The sequence below is a fragment of the Allohoeflea poritis genome (genome assembly GCF_027889715.1).
Taxonomy (GTDB): Bacteria; Pseudomonadota; Alphaproteobacteria; order Rhizobiales; family Rhizobiaceae; genus Hoeflea_A; species Hoeflea_A poritis.
The window spans coordinates 320,188-346,633 of the sequence record NZ_JAPJZH010000003.1 but is presented as its reverse complement, the minus strand read 5'-3'; the positions used below and the strand labels follow the sequence as shown (position 1 = coordinate 346,633).

24 protein-coding genes are annotated in these 26,446 nt (G+C 61.8%); 13 read left to right on the top strand and 11 right to left on the bottom strand.

Annotation, left to right across the window (positions count from 1 at the left end; all coding sequences use genetic code 11):
- Nucleotides 1-5: 5 nt before the first annotated feature.
- The 6 genes from OOZ53_RS06970 to OOZ53_RS06945 all read right to left on the bottom strand — a co-directional run bounded on the left by OOZ53_RS06970 (nucleotide 6) and on the right by OOZ53_RS06945 (nucleotide 6,190).
- Nucleotides 6-1,493 (bottom strand): class I adenylate-forming enzyme family protein, encoded by a 1,488-nt coding sequence (locus OOZ53_RS06970; protein ID WP_271088645.1) that lies wholly within the window; start codon nucleotides 1,491-1,493, stop codon nucleotides 6-8.
- A complete protein-coding gene (locus OOZ53_RS06965) occupies nucleotides 1,490-1,819 on the bottom strand; it encodes a hypothetical protein (RefSeq protein ID WP_271088644.1) in 330 nt (109 codons plus the stop codon). Before OOZ53_RS06965 ends, OOZ53_RS06970 begins: the two co-directional genes overlap by 4 nt.
- On the bottom strand, nucleotides 1,816-2,163 hold the full coding sequence (locus OOZ53_RS06960; RefSeq protein WP_271088643.1) for a hypothetical protein: 348 nt from the start codon (nucleotides 2,161-2,163) through the stop codon (nucleotides 1,816-1,818). Before OOZ53_RS06960 ends, OOZ53_RS06965 begins: the two co-directional genes overlap by 4 nt.
- A gap of 432 nt (nucleotides 2,164-2,595) precedes the next feature.
- A complete protein-coding gene (locus tag OOZ53_RS06955; RefSeq protein WP_271088642.1) occupies nucleotides 2,596-3,636 on the bottom strand; it encodes a substrate-binding domain-containing protein in 1,041 nt (346 codons plus the stop codon).
- A gap of 29 nt (nucleotides 3,637-3,665) precedes the next feature.
- On the bottom strand, nucleotides 3,666-4,676 hold the full coding sequence (locus OOZ53_RS06950) for an ABC transporter permease (protein ID WP_271088641.1): 1,011 nt from the start codon (nucleotides 4,674-4,676) through the stop codon (nucleotides 3,666-3,668).
- Nucleotides 4,673-6,190, bottom strand: a complete 1,518-nt coding sequence (locus OOZ53_RS06945) for a sugar ABC transporter ATP-binding protein (RefSeq protein WP_271088640.1) — start codon at nucleotides 6,188-6,190, stop codon at nucleotides 4,673-4,675. The genes OOZ53_RS06950 and OOZ53_RS06945 overlap by 4 nt, the downstream gene beginning before the upstream one ends.
- 127 nt (nucleotides 6,191-6,317) lie before the next feature.
- Between OOZ53_RS06945 and mtnK the strand changes: the two genes are divergently transcribed.
- Genes mtnK through OOZ53_RS06930 form a run of 3 tightly spaced genes read left to right on the top strand, consistent with a single transcriptional unit; the run spans nucleotide 6,318 to nucleotide 9,681 of the window.
- Nucleotides 6,318-7,577 carry an S-methyl-5-thioribose kinase gene (gene mtnK, locus OOZ53_RS06940; RefSeq protein WP_271088639.1) on the top strand — a complete coding sequence of 420 codons (1,260 nt, stop codon included), beginning with the start codon at nucleotides 6,318-6,320 and terminating at the stop codon, nucleotides 7,575-7,577.
- Nucleotides 7,574-8,677, top strand: coding sequence for an S-methyl-5-thioribose-1-phosphate isomerase (mtnA, locus tag OOZ53_RS06935; RefSeq protein WP_271088638.1), 1,104 nt, complete (start codon nucleotides 7,574-7,576; stop codon nucleotides 8,675-8,677). The genes mtnK and mtnA overlap by 4 nt, the downstream gene beginning before the upstream one ends.
- A 5-nt stretch (nucleotides 8,678-8,682) precedes the next feature.
- Complete coding sequence (locus tag OOZ53_RS06930; protein WP_271088637.1) at nucleotides 8,683-9,681, top strand: sugar-binding transcriptional regulator; 999 nt, start codon at nucleotides 8,683-8,685, stop codon at nucleotides 9,679-9,681.
- A gap of 10 nt (nucleotides 9,682-9,691) precedes the next feature.
- Here OOZ53_RS06930 and OOZ53_RS06925 read toward each other — a convergent pair whose 3' ends face one another.
- The 5 genes from OOZ53_RS06925 to OOZ53_RS06905 form a co-directional block, all read right to left on the bottom strand.
- A complete protein-coding gene (locus OOZ53_RS06925; RefSeq protein WP_271088635.1) occupies nucleotides 9,692-10,933 on the bottom strand; it encodes an MFS transporter in 1,242 nt (413 codons plus the stop codon).
- A gap of 75 nt (nucleotides 10,934-11,008) precedes the next feature.
- Complete coding sequence (locus OOZ53_RS06920) at nucleotides 11,009-11,980, bottom strand: ABC transporter permease (protein ID WP_271088634.1); 972 nt, start codon at nucleotides 11,978-11,980, stop codon at nucleotides 11,009-11,011.
- Entirely contained in the window at nucleotides 11,977-12,984 is a 1,008-nt protein-coding gene (locus OOZ53_RS06915) for an ABC transporter permease (protein WP_271088761.1), read from the bottom strand. Before OOZ53_RS06915 ends, OOZ53_RS06920 begins: the two co-directional genes overlap by 4 nt.
- Nucleotides 12,985-12,986: 2 nt before the next feature.
- Nucleotides 12,987-14,519 carry a sugar ABC transporter ATP-binding protein gene (locus OOZ53_RS06910; protein ID WP_271088633.1) on the bottom strand — a complete coding sequence of 511 codons (1,533 nt, stop codon included), beginning with the start codon at nucleotides 14,517-14,519 and terminating at the stop codon, nucleotides 12,987-12,989.
- Between the two features lie 102 nt (nucleotides 14,520-14,621).
- Nucleotides 14,622-15,611 carry a sugar ABC transporter substrate-binding protein gene (locus OOZ53_RS06905; RefSeq protein WP_271088632.1) on the bottom strand — a complete coding sequence of 330 codons (990 nt, stop codon included), beginning with the start codon at nucleotides 15,609-15,611 and terminating at the stop codon, nucleotides 14,622-14,624.
- 321 nt (nucleotides 15,612-15,932) lie between these two features.
- Between OOZ53_RS06905 and OOZ53_RS06900 the strand changes: the two genes are divergently transcribed.
- The 10 genes from OOZ53_RS06900 (at nucleotide 15,933) to lsrF (ending at nucleotide 26,443) form a co-directional block, all read left to right on the top strand.
- Entirely contained in the window at nucleotides 15,933-17,453 is a 1,521-nt protein-coding gene (locus OOZ53_RS06900; RefSeq protein WP_271088631.1) for an FGGY-family carbohydrate kinase, read from the top strand.
- Nucleotides 17,450-18,418 carry a carbohydrate kinase family protein gene (locus tag OOZ53_RS06895; RefSeq protein WP_271088630.1) on the top strand — a complete coding sequence of 323 codons (969 nt, stop codon included), beginning with the start codon at nucleotides 17,450-17,452 and terminating at the stop codon, nucleotides 18,416-18,418. Before OOZ53_RS06900 ends, OOZ53_RS06895 begins: the two co-directional genes overlap by 4 nt.
- Nucleotides 18,411-19,403, top strand: a complete 993-nt coding sequence (locus OOZ53_RS06890) for a sugar-binding transcriptional regulator (protein ID WP_271088628.1) — start codon at nucleotides 18,411-18,413, stop codon at nucleotides 19,401-19,403. The genes OOZ53_RS06895 and OOZ53_RS06890 overlap by 8 nt, the downstream gene beginning before the upstream one ends.
- An 11-nt stretch (nucleotides 19,404-19,414) precedes the next feature.
- Entirely contained in the window at nucleotides 19,415-20,452 is a 1,038-nt protein-coding gene (locus tag OOZ53_RS06885) for a 2-hydroxyacid dehydrogenase (RefSeq protein WP_271088627.1), read from the top strand.
- A 66-nt stretch (nucleotides 20,453-20,518) separates the two neighbouring features.
- Nucleotides 20,519-22,558, top strand: coding sequence for a bifunctional aldolase/short-chain dehydrogenase (locus tag OOZ53_RS06880; RefSeq protein ID WP_271088626.1), 2,040 nt, complete (start codon nucleotides 20,519-20,521; stop codon nucleotides 22,556-22,558).
- A 22-nt stretch (nucleotides 22,559-22,580) separates the two neighbouring features.
- On the top strand, nucleotides 22,581-23,936 hold the full coding sequence (locus OOZ53_RS06875) for a selenium-binding family protein (protein WP_271088625.1): 1,356 nt from the start codon (nucleotides 22,581-22,583) through the stop codon (nucleotides 23,934-23,936).
- The gene (locus OOZ53_RS06870; protein ID WP_271088624.1) at nucleotides 23,933-24,298 is read left to right on the top strand and encodes a 2Fe-2S iron-sulfur cluster-binding protein; all 366 of its coding nucleotides are present in this window, start codon (nucleotides 23,933-23,935) and stop codon (nucleotides 24,296-24,298) included. The genes OOZ53_RS06875 and OOZ53_RS06870 overlap by 4 nt, the downstream gene beginning before the upstream one ends.
- 2 nt (nucleotides 24,299-24,300) lie before the next feature.
- Entirely contained in the window at nucleotides 24,301-24,765 is a 465-nt protein-coding gene (locus tag OOZ53_RS06865) for a CoA-binding protein (RefSeq protein WP_271088622.1), read from the top strand.
- 28 nt (nucleotides 24,766-24,793) lie between these two features.
- Nucleotides 24,794-25,486: a ribulose-phosphate 3-epimerase gene (locus OOZ53_RS06860; RefSeq protein ID WP_271088621.1), complete on the top strand. Its 693-nt coding sequence runs from the start codon at nucleotides 24,794-24,796 to the stop codon at nucleotides 25,484-25,486.
- A 75-nt stretch (nucleotides 25,487-25,561) separates the two neighbouring features.
- The gene (lsrF, locus tag OOZ53_RS06855) at nucleotides 25,562-26,443 is read left to right on the top strand and encodes a 3-hydroxy-5-phosphonooxypentane-2,4-dione thiolase (RefSeq protein ID WP_271088620.1); all 882 of its coding nucleotides are present in this window, start codon (nucleotides 25,562-25,564) and stop codon (nucleotides 26,441-26,443) included.
- Nucleotides 26,444-26,446 lie beyond the last annotated feature (3 nt).

Below are 26,446 nucleotides of genomic sequence, written 5' to 3'. Positions count from 1 at the left end.
TCCGTTCAGGCCGCGACCATCTCCTCGACCGCTTCACGCACAATCTTTCCCGAAACCGAGCGCGGCAGGTCCTCAAGCGCGACGAAGACGACCTTCTTCGGGCATTTATATCCGGCCAGCTCGGTCCGGCACATCTCCATCACCAGTTCCTCCGTCAGCGCGTCCGAGTTCCGTGCGACGACAGCAACGGGAACCTCGCCCCAGCGCGTATCGGGTTTCTTGACGACGATGGCGTCCGCCACGCGCGCATCGGCCAGGAGGATGCGTTCTATCTCGGCCGGGTAGATGTTTTCGCCTCCCGACTTGATGAGGTATTTCGACCGTCCGGTGAATTCGTAACCGTGCGCGGTCACGCGAAACATGTCGCCCATGTGGAACCAGCCTTGGTCGAAATCCCTGGCATTCGCCTCGGGATTGTTCCAGTAGCCGGAGAACAATGTCGGTCCCCGAACCCACGCTTCCCCGGCCTCACCGTCGGCAACGTCCCGGCCGTCAGCGCCGACAAGGCGCAGTTCGGTCAGAACCGACAATCGCTTGGCCAGCGATTCGCGCTCGCTCCCCGGTGCTATCAGGTCGCCCGAAAGGGGCGGCAGACCGGTTTCGGTCGAACCGAAGGAATTCAGGAAGGGGGCATCGAGTAAGGTGGAAATCTCATCCATCACCGAACGCGGCACGAGATCCGCCATGCAACCGACGGCGCGCACTGTCCTGATACGCGGCTGGCGTTCCCGCAGGCGCGCGATCAGCGGTTCGATGGTGGCCGGAACCAGCAACAGCCAGCCGATGTGGCAGGCTTCCAGAGCGTCGATAATCTGATCGGCATCAAAGCCGTCAAAAACGTAACCGGGGCCGCCGCACATGAGGGTCGACACGAGATGCTCCGTTCCACCCATGTGGAACATGGGTGCCCATGAGATATATCCGTCAGACTGGCGCATGCCGAGGTCGAGCCTGGACCCGGCCATGCGCGTAAGCTGGGCACGATGCGAGATAACCGCCGCTTTTGGTCGGCCGGTGGTTCCGGAGGTGAAGATGATGAACAGCCCGTCTTCCGGTTGGGCGGCACACTCCGTTTGTCCATCCGCGTCGAAACCGTCCATGCGGCAGACCGGAACATCTCCGGCCGTTTCGGCTGCAAGATCGAGATATCGGTCCGAGGCCGCGACAAGGCGCGGCTCCACCAGCTCTATGCAGTAGGACAGTTCCCCGGCGGCCAGACGCCAGTTCTGGCAGGCGGTTATCACTCCGAGCTTGGCGGCGGCGAGCTGCAAGATTGTGTATTCAATACAGTTCTCGGAAATGACTGCGATTCGGTCGCCGCGCGCGACTTTACGCCCCGCAAGGTCGGCAGCGACCCGGTCGACCTTTTCGACCAATTGCCCGTAGGTCAATTTCCGGTGGCCGTCCATCAGGGCAGAGGCGTCGGGCGATACCTTCGCGCGCATGGCCACGAGCGGATAAACGGTGCTTTGCGAGGCTTCGAACGGGTTCATCTTTTTGTGCCGAACGTCGCGGTCACCAGCGCCGAACCGTCGCGCGCCAGCACCGCCCTTTCGCCTTCGAGGGTGGCGCTCAGATCATCGCCCTCAAGGACGACACCGGCGTAATGGGCGTCGACATCGGTCAGTGTTTCCTCGGCCTCCGGGGGCAGGCACGAAAGCAGATAGGAGAGATTTGCAGGGCCGGGGTTAACTCGGTGCGGCCCGTAGCCGGCCGCGCTTGCGGCTTCCCTTGAAAGGTGTATGGCATTGTCATCCGCCAGAAGTTCACACCATTGCGCCATCTCCGGTCCGGATATGTTGTCGAATGGTCTTTTCATTCCTGTCTCCCGGGAAAAATTATATGCAGCCGCGCGGTGCTGTGCAGTTTTTCGGTGCTTAAACGGATGGCCAGATGGAGGTGATCCGCGGTTCCGTAGGTCCGGCTCGGCTTGTTGACGAGCATGTCGATGTCGGCATCAACGGCATAGACCCGGTCCACCAGCAGCGGGGCCGCAAAGCTCAACCGGCTGCGCGCCAGTACCGGACCCAGGTCAAACGCCAGGCCGAGCGCTTCGGACAGATCCTTGATTTTGAGCCCCATCCCGCCCAGCGCGCCGACAAAAGCGAAGATTGGAAAAGCAGTCTGATTGACGCGGGGCTTTGCCCGCGAAAGCGCCCGCACCCTGTCATCCAACCGGGCGGTGATTTCATAGCGGCCTTGCGGAATCCGAAACGCGTTCATCGCATAAATGTATACGAAAAAATCCTGAAAAAATACAAAAAACCTGACCGCGCGGCTTAGCCCGACGCAAGACGCGTCCTTCCAGAAACGCCCTCGCTATTGCGGCTTCTACGGTATTTCTGATGGTCTGCGCGGCAGACCACACGCTCGGTGCACTTTTTGAACCAGCGAAAGCGTAGTGATTTATGTAGAAAGGGGGAACTGCGGCAAACGCCTCGTGCCTTGATACGCGTTCCAGTGATCACATCCGCCAAATATGCGTGGCGCTAGTCTCCGGAAAAATCATGACAACGGGCGGAATCCGTGGCGGTTTTCCGTATTTGGAACGGGTCCCGGCCCACCCGGGGGCCGGGACGGAGAGTTTGGGCTTTCTCAGCGCGGGGGCAGTGGCATCCAGTCGGACATGGCCACATCGGCATGCCGGAACTGGGGCATCTTTTCGCCCAGATCATCCATGTTCTTGATATCCTGTTCGTTCAGGAACGACTGGGTGATCAGCGTGGGCGGAACGATAACCGAAGCACCCGGGTCTTCGCCCGCCAGCATCAGGGCAAGGGCCCGTACCGAAGCCTCACCGACGACCGCCGGGTTGGTCGCCACGGTCGCAACCCAGGCCGAACCAGGCTCGCGCATGGCCGAAATGTCGGCGGTGGAAACGTCCGCCGAATAGATGTCTATGTCATCGGTCAGCCCGGCCTCATCCACGGCAATTTTCACACCCTTGGCAAACTCGTCATACGGGGCGAAGACCACATTGATGGTCGGGTTGGCCTGAAGCACGGCCCGCGCCTGGTTTGCGATCGAGTTGGCGATCGGATTGTCCAGCGTGCCGAACTGCGCAGCCTCGGTGATGCTGGGATTCGCGGCCTTGACCTCCTCCCAGGCGACATGGCGGCGGTCAAGCGGTGCGATGCCGGGCACATAGACATAGCCGGCGGTAAATGCGTTGCCATTGTCCTCGAGCGCCTGATCCAGAGCCATTTTGCCCAGCAGATAGTCCGACTGTTCGATCTGCGGGATCGCCTCGTTTTCAACGTTCACGTCGAAGGCCACGACCTTGATGCCGGCGTCCACGGCCCGCTGTGCCGCTTCCTTCATGGATTCGGTCAGGCCGTGCTGGATGACGATGCCGTCCACGCCGAGCGCGATGGCCTGGTCGACCATATCGGCCTGAAGTGCCGCGTCCTGACGGCTGTCGAAGACGCGCAATTCCACGCCCAGCGCTGCGGCCTGGCTCTCGACGCCCGACAGATAGGCCTGGAAGAAATCGCCGGTGGAAAGGTAACGCACCAGCGCGATGGTCACATCCTCGGGTTTGTCGAAGGGCGCCGGCATGTCCGATGCCATGGCCGGAAGGCCTCCGAGCGCCATTGTGGCGGCGCCCGCCAGCGCGATAAAGTTACGTCTCAGCATGATTGAATTCCTCCCTTGCTGTTGATCGATCAGTGTCCGGCCCCGGTGCGGCGCGAGGACAGGTAGAAAGTGAATACAAGCGCCGCGACGAGCACGGCGCCCTTGACGAAATCCTGGGTGTAGTAGGGCGCGTTCATCATCGTCATGCCCTGCAGCAGGATGCCGACGAAGAGGGCGCCGATGGCCGTTCCGAACGCATTGGGCCGTGCGGCGCCGAGGACGGCGAAACCGATGAGCGCGGCAGCGACACTGTCCAGGAGCAGGTTGTTGCCGCTGGCGATATCCCCACGGCCCAGCCGCGCCGCCAGCAATATGCCGCCGATCGAGGCGGTCACGCCGGAGATCATGTAGGCAACGACCTTGTAGGTGTTCACCGGTGCGCCGACCAGGCCGGCCGCGCGCTCATTCGATCCGATCGCATACATCAGGCGGCCATGGCGGGTGAAGCCGAGGAACAGCCAGATCAGCACCGCAATGACCAGAAAGATCACCACCGGCATCGGCACCAGCCGCTCGACGAAGAAATCGAACCGGTGACGGCCGATCCACAGGAAGGCCTGGCTGAATGTCCCCTCCGCCACCACGCCATTGCCGAGGGACATGCCGGTTGCGATCGAGTTGCCCTGCGTCGGGATGCGCTGCAATCCGATCAGCAGGAACATCATGCCAAGCGTCGCCAACAGGTCCGGCACCCGGAATTTCACGATGAGCAGACCGTTGATCAGCCCCACAAACGCGCCTATGAGGAGGCACAGAAGCACCGCCACGAAGGCCGGTTGCTCCAGAATGACCATGGAATAGGCCGACAGCATCAGCGCCGAGGTCGCCACCGCTCCGATCGAAAGGTCGAAGCCGTCCACCACCAGCGTGCAGGTTACGCCGAGCGCGAGGATCCCGGTAATGGCGACCGACTGCAGCACGAACACGGCCGAGCGCGGACTGGAAAACCCGGGCGCGGAAAGGCTGAAATAGATCACCAGCCCCACCAGCAGGATCAGGAATCCGTATTTGATTGCGAAATCCAGAATACGGTCGTTCATGCGCTGTGTCCTGCAAGGCCCGCTTCGGTGCCGGAGATGTCCGAAACCAGTGCGGCAAGGTCGATGTTTTCGTTGATGTGTTCGCCGGCAATGGTGCCTTCGGTCATGACGACGATGCGGTCCGCGATCTCCAGTGCCTCGTCGATCTCGGTCATGAAGACCAGTGTTGCCCGCCCCCGGGCCGAGGCGCGGATCTGCCTGCCGATATCGCGCCGGGCGCCGATATCGACACCCTGAAAGGGCTCGTCGAGCAAGAGGACCCGGCACGGCTCCATCAGCCATCGCGCGATCATGACCTTTTGCTGATTGCCGCCGGAAAGCGTTCCGATGCCATCCGTTTCGCTCTGGCAGACGACGCCGAGCCGCTCGTTCATCTCGCGGGAACGCGATCGCAGGCGGCGTGACTGAAGAAACGAGCCGGCGCTGAACCGGGACAGAAACGGCAAAGTCATGTTGTTCGCGATGTCGAAGGCCGGGATGACCGCGTTGGACCCCCGGTCCTTGGGCGACATGAAAACACCATGCGCAATCGCGTCGTGTACCGAGGCCGGACGGAATGGCTTTCCGTCTATCCGCATTTCTCCGCCTTCCAGCCGGGCCATGCCGTAGATGGTTTCGGCGAGGCGGCTCTTGCCGCTTCCCAGAAGGCCGACCAGCGCGATGACTTCGCCGTCGCGCGCGGAAAGGTCGAAGCGGTTTCCATCTGTCGAAAGCCGTATCCCGTCCAGTTCCAGAACCGGTGCGCCGCCTTTTTCAACACTGATATCCACTTCGGTCATGCGGTGGCCGAGCATTGCCGTCACGGCGGCTTCGTAGTCGAGCGGCTGTGTTTCGAAAACGCCCGAGATGGAGCCGTCCCGCATGCACAAGATGCGATCGGCCACGCGGCGGATGTCCGACAGGCGGTGCGAGATGTAAAGGATCGCGACGCCCTGGTCCCGCAACCGGTCGATCAGCGCGAAGAGCCGGTTTGCCTCAGCCGCCGAAAGCGACGAGGTCGGCTCGTCGAGGATCAGAACCTTGGGAGCGCGCGCCATGGCCCGCGCGATGGCGATCATCTGCCGGTCCGCGACCGAAAGATCGGCGACGCGCGCCTTCAGATCGACATCAATGCCCATGGACGCGGCCACCTTTTGCGCTTCCTTGCGCAATTTGCCTTCATGCACGAAGAAGCCCGATCCGGTTTCGACCAGCCGGTCCAGCATCAGATTGTTGGCGACGTCCAGCTCGGGGATCACGCCGTCGTCAATCGACTGGTGCACCGTCACCACGCCCTTCGAGATTGCGTCGGAAGCGTCCGCCGGCGAGAAGGGCCGTCCCGCCAGCATGAGGTCGCCGCCATCGGCACGGTGATGGCCGCAAATCACTTTGACAAGTGTGGATTTGCCCGCGCCGTTTGCGCCCATGAGCACCGTTACGGTGCCCGATTCCAGCGACAGGTCGATGCCCTTCAGGACCTGGTTCCTGCCGAATGCCTTGAGCAAACCCCTTATTTCGAGCGCTTTTTCGGGCACATTTCTCCTCCCCAGGCGGTGTGCAGTGTTACGTTTCTCACCATTTTACGCATAAGTCAAGTCAATTGACTTTTGACAATTCGACTGCTAATGCATGGCGGGAACAGTCACATATGGAAAATGGTCGATGAGCCCCAGCGCAGAATACAAAGCCTTGAGTGTCGAGACGCTGCCCGCGCGGCTCGGCGGGATCGATGCCATCACTTCGGGGGTGGGCGCCGATCCATCCCAATGGTCGGTTCAGGAGGTCGGTGACGGCAATCTCAACCTTGTTTTCATCGTCAGCGGCCCGATCGGCAGCGTCATCGTCAAGCAGGCGCTTCCCTATGTGCGGCTGGTGGGGGACAGCTGGCCGCTGCCGCTGTACCGGGCTTACTATGAATACCACGCATTGACGCGTCAGGCGGCGCGCGCGCCTGGCTCGGTGCCATCGGTACTTCATTTCGACGAAGATCAGGCCCTGATTGTGATGGAATTTCTCCAGCCGCACGTGATCCTTCGCCGAAAGCTCATCAATGGCGAGCGTGTGGAGGGGCTGGCGGCATTCCTGGGCGAATTTTGCGCACGCACGGCATTCCGTGGCTCGGAGCTTTCCATGGCAAGCGCGGACAAGAAGTCGGATGTGTCCTTGTTCGCCGGCAATGTGGAAATTCCGGCGATTACAGAAGCGCTGGTCTTTACCGACCCTTACTATGACGCGGAGATGAACAACCACACCAAGGGTCTCGAACCGGTCGTGTCCGCACTGCGCGGGGATGTGCCGCTGAAGGTGAAGGTGCAGCAGATGCTGCAAAGTTTCGCGTCGAACACCGAAACGATGGTGCATGGCGATCTGCATTCGGGTTCGATCATGTCCACGCCGTCAAGCTCGCGGATTATCGACCCGGAATTCGTGCAGTACGGGCCGATGGGTTTCGACATCGGCATGCTGTGCGCGAACTTCCTGATGGCTTATTTCAGCCAGCCGGCTCATCGCGGTGCCGACGCCGAGACCTATCAGGGCTGGATCCTGAGTGTCATTGAGGAAACCTGTGCGGTCTTCGAGGCCGAATTCAGGCGGCTGTGGGCGAGCGAGCGCACCGGCATGCTCTACCCCGCCGCGCTGTTCGAGGATCAGGGGCAGGACAGCGTGCCCGCCTGCGATGCCGTGTTGGCCGGAATCTGGCGCGATGCCTGGTGCGTTTGCGGCATCGAGATGCATCGCCGCTGCCTGTCGCTCGCCCACAACGCCGATTTCGAGGAGATCGGGGACATGACTGTGCGGGCCCGTCTTGAGGCCCGGAACCTCATGTTGGGGGCCGATCTGATCCGAATGTGCGATAATCTGTCGGGCGCCGGGGCTGTTTGCGATATGGCCCGGGACTTCAATGGGAGGGATTTCCTGTGAAAATCAACGGCACGCACTACCGCTCCCTTTGGTGGAACCACGAAAACAACGTGTTGGAGATCATCGACCAGCGCTGGCTGCCGCACGAGCTGCGTATCCAGCAGATCGCCAGGTTGCAGGACCTTGCTACCGCCATCGTCGAGATGCGGGTCCGCGGCGCGCCGCTTATCGGCGCCACGGCCGCCTACGGCATGGCCCTTGCCATGGCCGAGGATCCGTCCGACGCCAATCTGGATGCCGCCTGGGCGTATCTGGAAAAGACCCGCCCCACGGCAATCAATCTGCGCTGGGCGCTCGACCGGTGCCGCCGGGCCCTGCAGCCGCTGGCCGAAACGGATCGCGCCGAAGCCGCACTGACCCTCGCGCATGAGATTGCCGATGAGGATGTCGAGGTCAACCGCCGCATCGGCGAGAACGGACTGGCGCTGATCCGCGAGATCGCGGCGAGAAAACCGGCGGGCGAACCGACGCGCCTGTTGACCCATTGCAATGCGGGGTGGATCGCGACGGTCGACTGGGGCACAGCGACCAGTCCGATGTATCAGGCCCACGACGAAGGCATTGCGCTGCATGTGTGGGTGGACGAGACACGGCCGCGCAACCAGGGTGCGCTGACGGCCTGGGAACTTGGCAGCCATGGTGTTCCGCATACCTACATCACCGACAATGCGGGCGGACACATGATGCAGCATGGCCTTGTCGATATGGTGCTCATCGGAACAGACCGGACGACACGGCAGGGCGATGTCTGCAACAAGATCGGCAGCTACCTCAAGGCGCTGGCCGCCAGGGACAATGACATTCCGTTCTATGTCGCCCTGCCGTCGTCGACGATCGACTGGACCGTCAGCAACGGTGTGGCCGAAATCCCGATCGAAGAACGCGACGTGCGCGAGACGACGCATGTCCAGGGCAAGACGGAGGCCGGCGCGATCGAGTCCGTGCAACTGACTCCCGATGACACGCCGGGCGGCAACCCGGCCTTCGATGTCACGCCCAACCGGCTTGTCACCGGACTGATCACGGAACGGGGCATATGCCCCGCCACGCCCGAAGGGTTGTCGGACATGTTCCCCGAACTGGCGCGCGGCGTGGAGTAGACAGCGTGTCAGGAAGCGCGCCCAGCAAGCCGCGAAAGAGCGGTGCCGAGCCGGCCCGCATGACCTATCGCGATGACGCGCCGTTCATCGAGGCGGCCTGGCTGTACTACCACAACGGCCTGAACCAGAACGAGATCGCCGACCGAATGAAAATCAGCCGTGCCTCGGTGGTGAATTATCTGAGCGAGGCAAGGACGCGCGGCTGGGTCCGCGTCTATCTGGACAGCAGCGTTTTCCTTGGCCACCGCCTGTCGGAAGACCTGTGCGCCGCTTACGGCTTGTCGGAAGCGCTTGTCGTGCCGGATGATCCGGCCGATGCGGAAGCCGAGGTCGCAAGAGTCACCCGCGCCGCCGCCGATTGGCTGCCGCGGCTGCTCGTGCCGGGCGACCGGCTCGGCGTCTCCTGGGGCGAGACGGTCTACCAGATGGCGCACCAGATGACCGCGACCCCGATCGAGGACCTCACGGTGGTCCAACTGCTTGGGTCGCGTCCCGCATCGCTGGGCTTTGCCGCGGAAGCCTGTACATCCGTGCTGGCACAAAAACTCGGCGGGCTTTGCATCAACCTGCACGTTCCTCTTTTGCTGACCAGCAAAGCGCTCCGCGAAACGCTTTGCGAGGAACCCGTGGTTGCCGCACAACTGGCCGCGCTGGCGAATTGCAACAAGACCGTTCTGGCCTGCGGCACCTGCGATGCCGAGGCCCATATCGTGCAGACCGGTCTTGTCGGACCGCAGGAACTTGAGCATCACGCGCAGCAGGGCGCTGTCGGCGTGATCTGCGGGCGCCTGATCGATGCCGAAGGTCAGCCGGTCAAAACGGCGACAGAAGAGCGTATGATCGGCGTTTCCCTCGAAAAGATGCGAAACAAGGAAATGGCGCTTCTGGTGGCGGCGGGAAAGGGCCGCGCCGTGTCAGCCCGCGCCGCGATACGCGGTGGCTATGTGACCCACCTGACCACGAGTTCACGCATCGCCCGGCAGTTGCTAGAAGTGGCTCCCTGACCGGATTACCCTATCGCAGCCCGTTGGCGATCTTTGCGGCCTCCGGCAAGCGCCGCAGGGCAAGCATGCTGACAACACCCAGAAACGGACCCGGAACCAGGACGAGAAAGGTCCACCGCCAGCTTCCGGTCATCTCCGCCAGGACCGGAACCAGCCATATGGTAACGGTGGTGATGGCGAAGCCCACACCCATCTGGAAGGCGAGGGACGATCCGACATAGCTGGCATCGGAGAGCTCGCTGACGGCCGCCGAAAACTGGGCGGAATCGGCAACGACGGTAAGCCCCCAAATCAGCGCGACGGCCAGAAACAGGATTGCCGGGCCGTCGAACAGGAAGCCGATCGCCAGCGCGCACAGGCCCGACACGGCCATCATCAACGCCGTCGTATGGCACCGACCGATCCTGTCCGACAGGAAACCGCCCAGCAGGCATCCGGGTGCCCCCATGGCGACCACGGCGAAAGCAAGCAAAGATGCGTTGCCGAAAAAGGCGCCTGACTCCGATGCGGCGGCCACATAGGCCAGGATCCATCCCCACATGGCGTAGAGCTCCCACATATGGCCGAAATAGCCGAAATTGGCCAGCATGACCGGGCGGTTGCGGATGATCGCGGCAACCTGTCTCGGATCGACCCGGGCCCGCGCGAAACCGTGCGGACCTTCGCGCAGAACCAGGAAAATCGCCGCCGACAAAAAACAGCAAATGGCCGTGACGGCAATTACGGTTTCCCAGGGCAGAACCTGCCCGACCGCCCGCACCAGATGCGGCCCGGCCGAGCCCAGCGTCAATGCACCGACCATGGCGCCCATGGCGACACCGCGGCCGGTCCTGAACCATGTGGCGATGAATTTCATCGCCGGCGGATAGACCCCGGCAAGGGCCGCCCCGGTGACAAAGCGCGCCGCAACGGCGCCGGCAAAGCCCGGTTCGATCAGCAGAACGGCGCTTGAGATCGCCGCAAGAAGCGCCGATCCCGCCATCAGCCGGGGCAGGGGAACGATGTCGGAAATCGCCAGCAGGCTGGACAGGATGGCGCCGGTCACGAATCCCAACTGCACTGCATTCGTCAGCCAGCCGGCCGTCGCCGTATCCAGGTTCCAGGCGCGCGCGAGATCGTTGATGACGGCGGTTGCTGAAAACCAGCTCATCAGCGACAGGACGACCGCGACCGCGGTGATAGCCAGGACACGCCATCGCCGTTTTGCCTCAAGTGGTTCGGTATCGTTTGAAGAGATGCTGTTCGATGTCACTTCGAAACAGTACAGGACCAATTGCCGAAGCGAAACCTTGCAATCGATAGCGCCGCTTCGTCTAGAGTGAGCGCCCTAACGCAGGCGCTTCTGCGCAACCGCAATGGCCAGCGCGCCGACCAGTATGAGCCCGGACAGGGCGTCCTTGGTGTTGAAATCCAGCCCCATCAGATTAAGCCCGTTGGCCACCATGCCCAGAAACAGCACGCCGATCAAAGTGCCGGGCACATTGGGCCGCCCATGCGGATGGATCGAGGCGCCGATGAAGACGGCCGCGATTGCGTCGAGCAGGTAGGAAAAACCGGCGAGCGGTGTGAACATGCGCAAATTGGCCGAGCCGATCATGCCACCGATGGCGCAGGTGGCCGCGGCGATGATGAAACCGAGGGCAATATATTTGTTGACCTTGATGCCGGCGACCAGCGCGGCGGTTTTCTGCAGTCCGATGGCATGGATGCGCTTGCCGAAAATCGACCGCTCGAGAAAGATGAAATAGATCAACAGCACGACGGCGGCAATGATCACCTCGGAAGGAATGCCGAACACGTCTCCGATGGCAAGGTTGCGGTACTCCATCGGCGCCTGGCGATGGGAGATCGGCCCGCCGCCGCCGGTGAAGATCCGCTGCACGGAACTGCCGATGAAGAATGTGCCGAGCGTCGCCAGAAACGGGCTGACCGAGAGCTTGACCACCAGAAAGGCATTGAGCAGCCCGACCAGCACGCCGCCGCCGATGCCGATCAGGATGGCGACATACCAGGCCGCGTCATATTCCTTCATGGCGACGATCGCGAAAGCGGCGCCCATGTCGAAGGCGATGCCCACCGACAGGTCGATACCCCCGAGCGCGACGACCAGCGTCATGCCGAGCGCAAGGATCAGCAGGATGGACGATCCCTCGATGATGTTCAGCAAATTGGTCCCGCTGAGGAAACTGCCCGTATAGAGCGAGAAGAACGCGAAGAACGCGGCGATGATCACCAGGAAGCCATAGCGCACCAGGAAGCTGCGCAAAGAGAATGTATCGCTGTCGCTCACGAGACTCATCCCGCGCTCCCCCTTGCCGATGCCTTCAGCGACAGCGAGGCGGAGGCGACGACGACAAGGATCAGCGCGCCCTTGATGCACCCGGTCCAGAAGACATTGACCCCGATGGACTTGAAACCGATGGAAAGCGCCGTGACCAGCACGGCGCCCAGGACAGCGCCCCACAGGGTGACGACGCGGCGCGGCGAGAAGGCAGCGCCCAGAAAGGTCGCCAGCACCATCTCAAGCAGCAGGTTCTCTTCCGTCCCTGGCGTTGAGCCGGAGCCGCGCGCCAGCACGAACATCGAAGCCAATCCGCCGGCGAAGGCCGCCACGACGAAAGACTGCGACAGAAAGCGTCCCGTCGGAATGCCGGAAATTTCGGCGGCATCGCGGCTGCCGCCGACGGCCTGCAGATTCATGCCCCAGCGGGTCCGGTGAACCGCAAAGAAGAAGATGAGGAAAATGAGTGTCGTCAGGATGACGCCGACGGAGACGCCGGCGATAGACCCGTCACGCAGCCACACGACGGCCGGATGGTCGACATTGATGCGCCGGCTGGATGTGATCACCTTGACGATTCCGACAACGGCGACGGAACTCGACAATGTCGCCAGCAGCGGCGTCATGCCGATCCGCACGACAAGCACCGCGTTGGCCGCACCGACCAGCAGCGCCGCAATCAATGCCATGGCGAGGGCGAGCGCGATCGGCGTGCCGTGGTTGGTCACCTGGTCGGCGATAATCGCAGCCGACAGGACCGCGGTCGCCGGTATCGAAAGATCGATCCCTCCGGAAACGACGTCGTTTCCACCGGCCATCACCACCGCGGAAAGGCCGAGGCACACGACAACGGTCGGGATGGCCTGTCTCAGGATCAGGTCGAGGCTTTGGAAACTGAAGTAATTCGGCGCCGTAAAGCTCAGATAAACCAGGAGCACGACGAAAATCGCCAGCGGCAGATAGCCGACCAGCGCCGCCCGTCTCAGGGTCGCGGAATGTCCCGCCGCGATTGTGCTGTTCACGCTCAAGCCGCATCTCCCGTCGTTTCGAAACCGGTGGTCAAGGCGATCAGGCTGTCAATGTCGAGCGATCCCGTGGGCCGGTCGGCGATCAGCTTGCCGCGCATCAGCACGGCGACCCGGTCGCAAAGGCCAAGCAGTTCGGCGGGGTCGGATGATGAAACGATAATGCCGGCGCCCTGGGCGGCGAGATCCTCGATCAACTGGTAGATCTCCACCTTGGCGCCGATATCGACGCCCACGGTCGGTTCATCGAGAATGAAGAGTTTCGAGCCCGTCGCCAGCCACCGTGCCAGCACCACTTTCTGCTGGTTGCCGCCGCTCAGAAAACGCGTGAGGGCGCTCGAATTGCGTGGTCTGATATCAAGCTTCTCGGACAGCTCATCCGACCGCCGTGCGGCCGATTTGCGGTCTTCCAGCCACAGATTCGCGATCTCTTCCAGGGAGGCGAGATTGATGTTGTCGCCAACGCTCAAATCCAGCACCAGCCCGTCGTGGCGCCGGTCGCGCGGGACCAGCACGATCCCGGCTTCAACGGCGGTCGACGGCGCGGTTATGCTCAGCGCCCGGCCGTCAAGCTCAATGCTGCCGGATGTCGGTTGCCTGAGGCCGTAGATCGTATCGGTCAGTTCCTCCCTGCCGGATCCGATAAGGCCGCCCAGCCCGACGATTTCGCCTTTGCCGACCGTCAGGTCGATGTCGCTGAACTGCCCGTCGCCGGAAAGGCCGGTCAGTTTCAGCAGAGGAGTTTCGACCGCATGATGCTTGTTCGGATAAAGTGCGGCAAGCTCGCGCCCGACCATGTGCCGGATGATGCTGTCGGAGGAGCCTTCATCGATATTGCTCTCGACGGCAACGTCCTTGCCGTTGCGGAAAATGGTCACCCGGTCGCAAAGCTGGGTGATTTCCCCGAGATAGTGCGAGACATAGATAATGGCGATTCCGCGTTCCTTCAGGTGTCGGATCGCCGTAAAAAGCTGCTCGATCTCCGCCATGGCGAGCGGCGCGGTGGGCTCGTCGAAAACCACGATGCTGGCCTTGTTGTCGATCAGCGCGCGGGCAATCTGGACCAGCTTTCGCTCGGCAATTCCAAGATCGCGAATGAGCGTGTTCGGCGCGATGTCGATATGCAGCGTTTCGGACAGGAACGCCGCGGCCCGGTCGTTCATCGTTTTGCGGTCAATGCCGAATATGCCGGTGATTTCCTGGCCCATGAACACGGATTCGGCCACCGTGAAATGGGGGACGAGATGAAGTTCCTGGTGGATGAACCTTACGCCCGCCGCATGCACCGATGCGGGAGTGAGCGTTTCATAGACCGTGCTGTTTATGGTGACCGTTCCGCTGTCGCGCTCATAAACGCCTGCGAGAACCTTGATGATCGTCGATTTTCCGGCGCCGTTTTCTCCCACCAGCCCGTGGATTTCACCCGGGGCGACAAAAAGGCTGGCCCCGTCCAGCGCCTGAACGCCGGGAAAGGATTTCGATATTCCAGCCATGGAAAGAACGTGCGCGTCATCGTTCTTTGGCATGTTCATGGGCCGATGCTGCTCAAAGGGACATCAGGAGACTATAACCGGAAGGCCCGGGGCGAGCCACGGGCCTTCCGGCTGTCTTTCCGCTGAAATGGCGGGGCGGTCCTAGTTCAGGTCGCCGTAGCCGAGTTCCTTGTAGACGGCCTTGGCCTCTTCCGGGCCGTTCACCGGCTTGACGTCGACAAAGGTCTGCGGCAGCAGCTTTTCGCCGGCAAAGTGACGGGCGACATTGGTGGCGGCAGTCGAGCCGATCTTGCGCGGCTGTTGTGCGACATTGGCCACGAAGGGGCTGTTTTCCTCGGCCATGATCTCGAGCGTTTCCGGTCCGCCATCAAGGGCCGTGACCTTGATTTCCGTGCGGCCGGCTTCCTCGAGCGCCTGGACGATGCCGATGGCGGGCTGGTCCCAGCAGCCGACATGAATGGCGTCGATCGTGCCTTTCGGATTGGCGGAAAGCAGGTCCAGCGTCTTCTTGCGCGCATCCTCGGGAGCGTTTGCGAATGCTTCGGCGAGTTCCGGCTGCATGATTTCAATGCCCGGATAGTCCTGCATCACATATTTCCACAGGCCTGCACGAATGCCACAGATCCGCAAGGCGCCCTCGAAGGCGTTAAAGATCGCGACCTTGCCTTCGCCGCCGATCGCATCCGCCATGTAGCGGCCGATGGTGGTGCCCATATAGTAGTTGTCGGACGTGGTGTTGTTGATGCCATGCGGCGAAAGGTGGTCGACGGTAAAGACCGGTATACCGGCGTTTTTCAGCGCCTCGAACTTCGGCTCCACGGCACCGTCGCCGAGAATGGAAATGACGGCATCCACATCGCTGTTCAGCAGGATGTCGTGATTGTCCGCATGGACCTGGTTGTCGCGCCCGCCATCGACCGGCACGACTTCGCCGCCGAGTTCCTTGACCCGGTCAATCGCTCCGTTGAACGCCTCGCGGTCCCAGAAGTGCTGGGTGCCGACGACCGCCACGCCGATTTTCTTTCCGTCCAGGGACAAATGTCCGTCCGCCAAGGCGCCTGTGGCGAACAGTGTCGCGGCCACGATGCCCAGGCCAAGCGCGCGAACGCTTGAACGCAAACTTTTGCTCATTGCTAGTTCCTCCCTTTTGCAGCCGCAGGATGGCTGCATTCGAAACAACGTTTTCAACCGGTCTGCACGGGTCCGGATACCAAGTCTCTTGGTGCAGGATCGGACCTAAAATCGTGACTGCCGTCTCAAAACGGACTTAACTTATGTAACATGAAATGTCATAAGTCAAATAGAGTGCGAGGCTTTCAATGGCGGTTCTGCGTGTCCCGAGTTGCTTCCATCCTGCGGTATTTGGTGTCCGAGGCGCAGGCGATTTGACTTAACTAATGTAAAAATATATGGCATATGTAAAACAACGGTAACGATGTGTTGGCTGTGTGAATGACTGGTAATCTCCATCTCGGATTGGATGTGGGAACAACCGCCATCAAGGCGGCGGTTTACGATTCGCGCGGCGTGATGAAGGCATCGAAAGTGTGCGATAGCGGCTTGATCGCAGACCATCCCGGATGGTCGTCTCAGTCGATGGACGCGATCTGGCAGATATGCGCCTTGGCGCTCGCATCCGTCGTGTCGCAGGTTGGCGCCGAGAATATCGGAACGGTCGGCGTGTGCGGGCAGGGCGACGGATTGTGGCTGCTCGATGAAGATGGCAATCCCGTTCGCGATGCCATTCTGTGGAATGACCAACGGGCTGTCGACTATGTCACCGGATGGATCGAGGACGGAACGGCGGACCGGCTGGCCCGCTACAGCCGCACCGCCATCTGGCCGGGTACCTCCGGCGCGGCCTTCCGCTGGCTGAAGGAGCATGAGCCGGATAGTGCGGCGCGCGCCAGCCATTCCATCAACTGCAAGGACTGGGTCAATTTTAACCTGACCGGCGAACTGACGACGGACATCACCGACGCGACCATTCCGTTCATGGATCTGGACACGGGCGACTACGCCCCCGCAGCATTTTCCATGCTCGGGGTCGAGGAGCTTCGGGAAAAAATGCTTGATGCCGTGCGGGCGGTCGAACTGAACGGCATGGTCAGCGAAGCGGCATCGCAGAAGACCGGCCTCGCTGTCGGAACCCCGGTCGCGGCGGGCTGTATCGATGTCGCGGCGATGATCAGCGGAATGGGCCTTGCGGAGACGGGCGATATCTGCCTGATCCTCGGCACGACCGCCGTGGTGGCGGTTATCGTTGAGGCCGAGCCGTTCAGCGGCCCCCAGCCCGGAGCGACGCTGGCGCATCCCTATGCGGAAAAATGGATCAAGGTGCTGGCCCCGCTCAGCGGCGCGTCAGCGCTCGACTGGTTCTCCTCCCTCGACACCATGTCCTATGGCAGCGCGGATGCGGGCGAAAGCGCGCAGCGGCTCAATGCTGCGGCATCGTCGGCGCCTGCCGGTGCCAATGGCGTCGTCTTCCTGCCGTTCCTGTCGGGCGAGAGGGCGCCGATCGTGGCGCCGCACGCAACCGCATCGTTTCTCGGCATCACAAGCGCAACGACCCAGGCGGACCTGGCGCGCGCCGTTATGGAAGGCACCGCGATGAGCCTGCGTCAATGTTTTGAGGCGACGGGCGCGGCAAAACCTGGTCAGATCTTCATGACGGGCGGCGGCGCGCGCAATGCCCTTTGGTGCGACATCATCGCCAGCGTCATGAACACCATGATCGTGGCAAGCGACTCCAGCGATCATGGAACCTGGGGCGCGGCGATGCTCGGCGCTTGCGCTGCCGGGACGATGGATGTCGGGCGGCCGCCGAAGCGCGACGAGGCGCTGCGGCATCACGGGCCCGACCCCGATCTGATCGCATCCTACGACCGGCTCTTTCGGCTCTATGAGCGCTACGTGGCATCCTCCGGTGAATTGTGGAATGCGCGACGGGATATTATGGGGGATCAGCCATGACTGACAACAAACCGCGCTTCGATGCCGTATTTGCCGGATTGACGATCCTCGATATCGCCGGGCGGCCTGTCACGGCCATTCCCGATGGCGGCGGGATCGCCTTTCTGGAAGAAATCCGGATGAACCCCGCCGGCACGGCGTCGGGGGCGGTGATGAATGCCGCCAAGCTCGGCGTATCATGTTCAACATCGGCCTGTCTGGGACAGGACGAAAAGGGCGATTTCATCGAAAACCGGTATCGCGCCATGGGCATTGACTGCTCATTGCTCCAGCGCACCGACACCATGGCGACATCGGCGACCATCCTGCCGATCCGGCCCAATGGCGAGCGTCCGGCCCTGCATTGCCGCGGCGCTTCGGATGAATGGTGGTTGGATGAAACGAAGTTCGATGCGGTCTGCGATGCCCGTTTTCTGCATCATGGCGGCACCGGTTTTCTGGCGAAGATGGATCAGGGACAAAGCGCCAAACTGCTCGCGCACGCCAAGAAGAAAGGATTGACGGTCACTCTTGACCTGATCGCGCCGACCGATCAGACGCTGGGCCAGTTGAAAGCTCTGATGCCCAATGTCGATTATTTCATGCCGTCCATGGAAGAGGCCCTGTTCATCTCCGGCATGTCCGATCCGGCAGACGCAGCCCGCTTCTTCAGGGATCTCGGCGCCGGTGCCTGTATCTTCAAATGGGGGGCGAGGGGATCGTTCATCAGCACCGCTGACGGCGATCGGCGCATGCCCGCATTCAAGGTGGACGTTTCCGACACGACCGGCTGCGGCGACAGCTATTGCGGCGGCTTCATTGCCGGTCTCAGCATGGGCTACGACCTTGAGGAAGCGTGCCGGCTGGGAACTGCGGTTTCCGGCCTCGTCGCGACAGGGCTTGGTTCCGATGCCGGCGTGGTTGACCTCGAAACCACGCTCGAGTTCATCGCAACCGCTTCGATACTGGATGGCGACAATGGGTGAACAGGCCAAGAAAAGTGATATCCGCCGGGCGTTGCATCAGGATAGTGTCCTGGCGAATACGGCGATCCTTTATTACAAGGAAGGGCTCACCCAGAACGAGATCGCGCTGCGCCTTGGCGTGTCGCGACAGACCGTGATCAATTATCTGCGCCTCGCGCGCGAGCAGAACATCGTCGACATCCGCATCAACGGCGCGTCTTTTACGGTGTCCAACACATCCCGCGATCTGCGCGCCAAATACAAGCTGGCGGATGTCTATATTGCCGGGCTCACCGCCGATGGAGATTCAGCCGATGTCGCCTACAAGGCGCAGATCAACCGCCAGGTGGCGCAGGTGGGCGCCATGGCGCTGCACGAAATTTTGCAGCCCGGCGAACTGGTCGGCATCGCCTGGGGCGAAACGATCTATCATCTTGCCAATGAGGCGCCCTACCGCATTATCGAGGACCTGACGGTCTGCCAGATCATCGGCTCCATGACGACGCCTTTGGTAATGACCGCCGAAGGCTGCGCCATCAGCCTGGCATCGCGCCTCGGCGCCGAATGCCATACCTTGCATGCGCCGGCCATTTTGACCTCAGTGGACCTTGCGGAGGCGCTGCGCAACGAGCCGGTTATCAGAGAGCAGCTTGAGCGGCTCAAGACCATCGACCGCTCTGTTTTCTCGGTCGGCAATTGCGATTCGGATACGCCCATCGTTCAGTCCGCCATCACGACGGATGAGGAATTCGACTGGTATCGCGCACGCGGTGCCGTCGGCGTGCTGTGCGGCCGTTTCATCGATTCCTCGGGAACCCACATCAAGGGCCCGATGGATGGCCGGATGATCGGCATTGATCTTTCCTGCCTGAAGGAAAGGGCGAACGGGATACTCGTTGCCGGCGGGCCGGCAAAATTCGATGCGATAAGCGCAACGCTCAATGGTGGTTATGTCTCCCACCTTGTCACCGACGAGCGGACTGCGCAGGCACTGCTGGAAATCTAGGACGCGTAACCATGGCCGAAATAGCAATCATTGGTGATCTTTTCATGTTGCCGGAGGTTTTCGCGCAGAAGATCGAAACCGTATGCGGCAACGACCACACAATCCGGACGATGCAGCAGCCCTGGCCGGATGTGCCGATGGAACACGGTTACGCCGTGGCCGGCATGGACGGGCTGAAGGAATATTTCGGAACCGCCGAGGAGGTGCTGGACTTCGTCGGCGATGCCGACATCTTTGTCACCCATCTGGCGCCGCTGTCACGCGCCATGATGGAGCAACTGCCCAATTTGAGACTGGTCGCGGTATCGCGCGGCGGGCCGGTTTCCATAGACATGCAGGCCTCACGCGACAACAATATCCTGGTCGTCAACACGCCCGGCAGAAATGCCACCGCGGTGGCCGAATTCACCATCGGCGCGATCCTTGCCGAAACCCGGCTCATTCGCGAAGGGCACGAATCCTTGCGCGCCGGCGACTGGCGCGGCGATCTCTACCGGGCCGACCGGACCGGAAGGGAACTCAATGAAATGACCGTTGGCGTCATCGGCTACGGCAATATCGGCACCAGGGTCGTGCGCCTCCTGCGCGCATTCGGGACCAACGTTCTTGTCTGCGATCCCTATGTGCAATTGTCGGAGCAGGACCGCCGCGACGGCGTGCGGCATGTCTCGCTCGAGGAACTGCTCGCAGGCAGCGACGTGGTGACGATGCATCCGCGGGTCACGCCGGAAACGCAGGGCATGATCGGCAAGGACGCGTTTGCCGCCATGAAGAAGGGCGCGATATTCATCAACACCGCACGAGGTCCGTTGGTCGACTACGATGCGCTTTACGATGCCCTGCATTCCGGGCATCTGGGCGGTGCGATGCTGGAGACGTTCGCGGTCGAGCCGGTCCCGCCGGACTGGCCGCTGTTGCAGCTTCCCAACGTGACATTGACGCCGCATATCGCGGGCGCGTCGGTGCGGACCGTGACCTTTGCCGCCGAACAGGCGGCCGAAGAGGTCCGCCGTTTTCTTGCCGGCGAACCGCCAATCAACCCCAACTGAGCAGGGATGGGCGCAACCGCGTTTCTCCCCCTGCCTTGATAGAGATTTCAGAACCGGCAAAGAATGATGATGATTGAGAACCGTTACAATCGCGACGAGGCAATGCGCTGGCGCCGGCAGGCCGGCGATGATCCGGCGGACCAGGAACTGGCCGAGCGCGTCTACACATCGCAGCTGATCGGCCAGGACCCCGATCTGGTCATGCATGGCGGCGGCAACACGTCGGTCAAGGTCCGGCGCCGGGACCTCTACGGCGAGGAGCAAGCCGTTCTCCACATCAAGGGGTCCGGCTGGGACCTGGGCGCGGTCGAGGCGGAAGGCATGCCGGGTGTCTGGCTCGACCCGCTTCTGAAACAGCGCCAGCTCGACGGTCTCAGCGACGTTCAGATGATCAGCGCCCAGCGCGGCGCGCTGCTTGACGCGAGTTCGCCGAATCCGTCGATCGAAACGCTGCTGCATGCCTTTCTGCCGCACACCTATGTGGACCATACCCACGCCACGCCCTTTCTTGTGCTCGCGAATCTGCCGAACGCGAAAGAGGTATGTCGTGAGATTTTCGGCGACCGGGTTGGCGTCGTTCCCTACATGATGCCGGGATTTGGCCTGAACAAACTGGCGGCGGAGATCTTCGATGAAAATCCGGACGTGGAAGGTCTGTTGCTGCTCAATCACGGCCACGTGGCTTTCGGTGACACGGCGCAGGAGAGCTACACACGGGCTGTCGATCAGGTCAATGAAGCGGCTGCCTATTTCGGTTTGACCGAAGCCACGGAGCGCGGGGGCGACGAGCCGGCAACGGATCTTTCGGTTCTGCCGGTGTTGCGCGGTGTCATTGCCGCGCAGCGCGATGACCCGGATGTGCCGATGCCCGTTTTCGACGTGCGCGGCAATGCGGCCGCGCAAGCAATCTGGGCCAGATCCGATGTCGAGGCGCTGTCCGGGCGAGGGGTCTGTTCGCCGGATCATGTGCTGCACATCAAGGGCTCGCCCCTGGTGCTTTCCAGGCAGACCTGCGCGGCGGGGCGCGATGCGATTGAAAAAGCCGTTCACGCTTTCGAAGCCGATTATGCCGCCTATTTCGAGCGCAATGCCGCAAGGTCGGATGCGTCAAGGACCATGGTGACCCCGGACCCCAGGCACGCCTGGATCGAGGGCATCGGCATTGTCGGGATCGGCAGCGACGCGCGCTCCGCCGCCATTGCCGCCGATCTTGCCGAACAGAACATGGCGGTGCGGATTGCCGGCGAGGACGCCGGCGGGTTCCACCCGATTTCCGAGGAACGCCGGTTCGAGTGCGAATACTGGCCGGTCGAGCGGGCCAAGCTGGACCGGCTTTCAAAGCCGTTGCTTCAGGGCAGGGTGGTCATGGTCACCGGCGGGGCGGGCGCCATCGGCCTGGCGACGGCGAGGGCTTTCGCGAACCTTGGCGCCAATTGCATTCTGGTCGATCTCGATGCCGAGCGGTTGGAGAGCGCCGTCGCGGAACTCGGGCAATGGCACGGCACATTCGCCTGCGACATCACCCGGGACGACGCGGCGCAGGCCGCCATGGACCACGCCGTGGCGACCTTCGGCGGGTTGGATATCCTCGTGTCGAACGCCGGTTCGGCGACCGGCGGGGCGATGCTCGATCTCGACGACGCGGCGTTCCGCAAGGCCTTCGAGCTCAATTTCTTCGCGCACAAGAATTTCTCGACCGCCGCCGCCTCGCTGATGCTGCGCCAGCAGCGTCCGGGGCAGATCCTCTTCAATATTTCCAAGCAGGCGATCAATCCGGGCAAGAACATGGGCGCCTATGGCATGCCGAAGGCGGCGACAATGTTCCTCATGCGCCAGTTGGCGCTGGAACTCGGCGGCGACGGCATCCGGGTCAACGGCATCAATGCCGACCGCATACGCTCGGGGCTTTTGACGGATGATTTCATCAAGGAACGCTCGGCCGCGCGCGGTGTCAGCGAAGCCGATTACATGGGCGGCAATCTTCTGGGAAGAGAGGTTGAGGCGCGCCATGTCGGCGAGGCCTTTGTGGCGCTCGCCCTGTCGGAACGCACGACAGGTCATGTGCTGACCGTCGACGGCGGAAACACCGCGGCGGAACTGAGATAGACAAGGGTTGAGGGAGGTAAAGATGTCGGAAACATGTTGCGGTCCCGGCTACGCTTCACCGGCGGAGGCGATGAAGGCCCCGCGGGAAAAAGTGCTTTACACAATCGCCATTTACACAGGAACAGGTATTCAAAAGCCGGATTACCTCTGCACGATCGATGCGGATCCGGACAGCCCGACCTACTCTCAGGTAATCTCCCGACTTGAGATGCCGGGCATTGGTGATGAACTTCACCACATGGGCTGGAATGCCTGTTCCTCCTGCCATGACGACGCCAGCATGGAGCGCAAATACCTTATTGTGCCGGGCGTTCGCTCGACCAATCTGCACATCGTCGACTGTGGCACGGACCCGCGCAATCCGAAGCTCCACAAGGTGATCGACGGCGCCGAGATCAAGGCGAAGACCAATCTCAGCGCGCCGCATACCGTCCACTGCCTGGGGTCGGACATCATCATTTCCATGCTCGGCGATGCGAAAGGAAACGCGCCGGGCGGCTATCTGCACCTCAACAAGGATTTCGAGATCGTCGGCCGCTGGGAAGAGTCCATGGGTGACATCAAGTTCGGCTACGATTTCTGGTATCAGCCCCGCCACAATGTGATGGTGAGTTCCGAATGGGCCGCGCCCAACACCTTCATGCCGGGTTTTGATCTGGAAGAAGTGGGTCACCTGAAATACGGCCGCGAAATCCATCTGTGGGATTTCGAAAAGAAAGAACCGAAACAGACCTTCTATCTCGGCGAAGACGGCCTGATACCGCTGGAAGTGCGGTTTCATCACGATCCGGATTCCTCGCACGGCTTTGTCGGCGCGGCCCTTTCGGCCAACATCATCCACTGGTGGAAGGACGCGGCGGGCGAATGGCAGTGGGAGAAGATCATCGACGTCGAGAACGAGCCGCATCCCGAATGGCCGATCCCGGTGCCGGGTGTGATCTCGGTGATCCTGCTGTCGATGGATGACCGGTTCCTGTATCTGTGCAACTGGCTGCACGGCGATATCCGCCAATATGACATTTCCGATCCGCACAGGCCCGTACTGACAGGGCAGGTGTGGATGGGCGGCCTGCTGGGCAAGGCGCCCGAGGTCAATGGCGTGAAGGTGACCGGCGGTCCGCAGATGATCCAGCTGTCGCTCGACGGCAAGCGGCTTTACGTGACGACGTCGCTGTTTTCGACCTGGGACAATCAGTTCTACCCTGAAATCCGGACCAATGGCGGCTGCATGCTGATGGTCAATTGCGACACGGACAACGGCGGCATGGAGATCGACCCGGACTTCGTCGTCGATTTCGGCAGGGAGCCGAACGGCCCGTCGCGCTGTCACGAGACGCGTTATCCCGGCGGCGACTGCACGAGCGATATCTGGATATGACGACCCGCACCATCACCATTGCCAACCGCGGCAACGCGACCTACGCGGTGGACGCGAAGAAGCCGCTGCTCGACAGCCTGCGCGACCAGGGTGTCGACCTGCCCTATGGCTGTAAATATGGCGGCTGTATCACCTGCGCCGCGAAGCTGATCGAAGGCGAGGTCAATCAGAAGGCGCAGGTGGCTCTCAACAACAGGCAGATCAACGACGGCTATGTGATCCTGTGCGTTGCGCGTCCATTGTCGGACTGCACCTTCGATATCGGGGTCGAGAGCCACGACAGGCTCTACCGCAATCCGTTTCTCGACCCGCTGGAGCCGCACGAACTCAAAGCCGACATCGCCACGACGAAGGACCAGTAGACATGCCGGACGCCGATATTGACCGCAGATACGACTATGATCCCGAATATCTGGCCGACATTCTGAGATCCGTCAAAACCATCGCCATGGTGGGGGCAAGTGCCGACAAGACCAAGTTCAGCTACGGCGTGCTGCGGGTGCTGCACGAGACCGGCTACGACATGGTGCCGGTCAACCCCAATCCGGAATTGAAAGAGATCCGCGGCATCAAGGTCTATCCGTCGCTGAAGGCGATCGACCGTCCCGTGGACATGGTGGAGGTGTTCCGGCGCAAGGAAGAGCTTTACGGCATCGCGCAGGAGGCCATCGAGATCGGCGCCAAGGTGCTGTGGGGCCAGATCGGCGTCTATGACGATGAAGCGGCGAAGCTCGCCGAGGACGCGGGCCTGAAGGTCGTCATGGACCGGTGCCCCAAGATCGAGCTTTTCAGACCGTTCTGGAAACCGAGACTCGACTTGGGAATTTGACTGACAAGGCGGCAAACGGAGATCTTATGTGACTGGAAACACGATAGAATCCTTGAAGGAGCGTTGCCGCGGCATCAGTCTTGGCATCTTTGCCGGGGACCCCGGCAATTTGCGCGGCGACGCGCAGGCGTCGGCCGGCTGGGGATGCGGCATCCTGCATTTCGACGTCATGGATGGTGTCTTCGTACCGCAGATCAGCGGCGGGCCGGGCTTCGTCAAGGCCTTGGCGGGCAACATGATCCGGGATGTCCACCTCATGGTGCAAAGGCCGGCGGATCACGTCACGGACTTTGTGGCGGCCGGTGCCGACATCGTCACCGTCCAGGCAGAATCGGAAGCGCCTGCCGAAGCCCTGCGCGCGATCCGTAAAGCGGCCGAAAGCGCGGGACGGCCGGTCCTTGCCGGCCTGTGCCTGCTGCCCGACACGGCGATCGACGATGCCGGCGAACTGCTGGCGATGGAACCCGACCTCCTGCTTGTTGCCGCGCTCGATCCGCGCGGCAAGCAGCCGCCGGACGTCACTCGCGCTTGCGGGCGCGTTGCGGAGTTGCGGCAGCGTTTCGGGCCGGGCGGCCCGCTCATTCAGTTCGATGGCGGCGTTACCGCCGCGACGATCGGCGAGATCGCCAATGCCGCCCCCGACATGGTCGTCAGCGGCAGTGCAGTGATGCGTGCCGACGATCCCGCGGCGGCGTTCCGCGGCATGAAAGAGGCGCTTTGATTTTTGAGTTACCCCCGGCCGGCCACAGGGCACAACGGCCGCGGCAGATTGCGAGACAATTAGGAAGGACAGATTATGGCTGACATGGACGGCATTAAGGACGGCAAGGATTTCGGGCTCGACCGGCCGCAGGACAAGGAAGGCTTCATCATCAAGGGCAACGCCCATTACGATTGGGGGCTGAAAAACCGCCTCAGCCGGCTGTTCAATCCCAAAACCGGCCGCACGGTCATGCTTGCCTTCGACCACGGTTATCTACAGGGTCCGACCAGCGGACTGGAGCGCATCGACCTGTCGATCGTTCCGCTGATCGAACATGCCGATGTGCTCATGTGCACCCGTGGCATTTTGCGCGCCACCATTCCGCCGACGATCAACGTTCCCATCGCATTGCGTGCAACGGCCGGCAGTTCCGTGTTGACGGAGCTGTCCAACGAGGCGGTATCCGTTGATATCGACGATGCGATCCGCCTTGGTGCCTGCGCCATGGCCTCGCAGATTTACATCGGCGCGGAATACGAACACAAATCCATCATGAACGTCTCAAAGCTGATCAACGAGGGCCAGCGCTACGGCATTCCCACGCTTGCCGTTACCGGTGTAGGCAAGGAAATGGCGCGTGACGAGCGTTATTTCTCCCTGGCGACCCGCATTGCCGCTGAAATCGGTGCCCACTACGTCAAGAGCTATTTCGTCGAGGAAGGGTTCGAGCGCATTTGCGCCGGCTGTCCGGTCCCGATCGTCATTGCGGGCGGCAAGAAGTTGCCGGAACTTGAAGCGCTGGAAATGGCCTACAAGGCCATCGACCAGGGCGCGGCGGGCGTGGATATGGGGCGCAACATCTTCCAGGCCGATGATCCGGTCGCCATGATCCAGGCGGTTTCCCATGTGGTGCACACGCTGGAAGCGCCCGAAAAGGCACTGCAGATGTACAACGATCTGAAGGGCGGAAATTAGGCG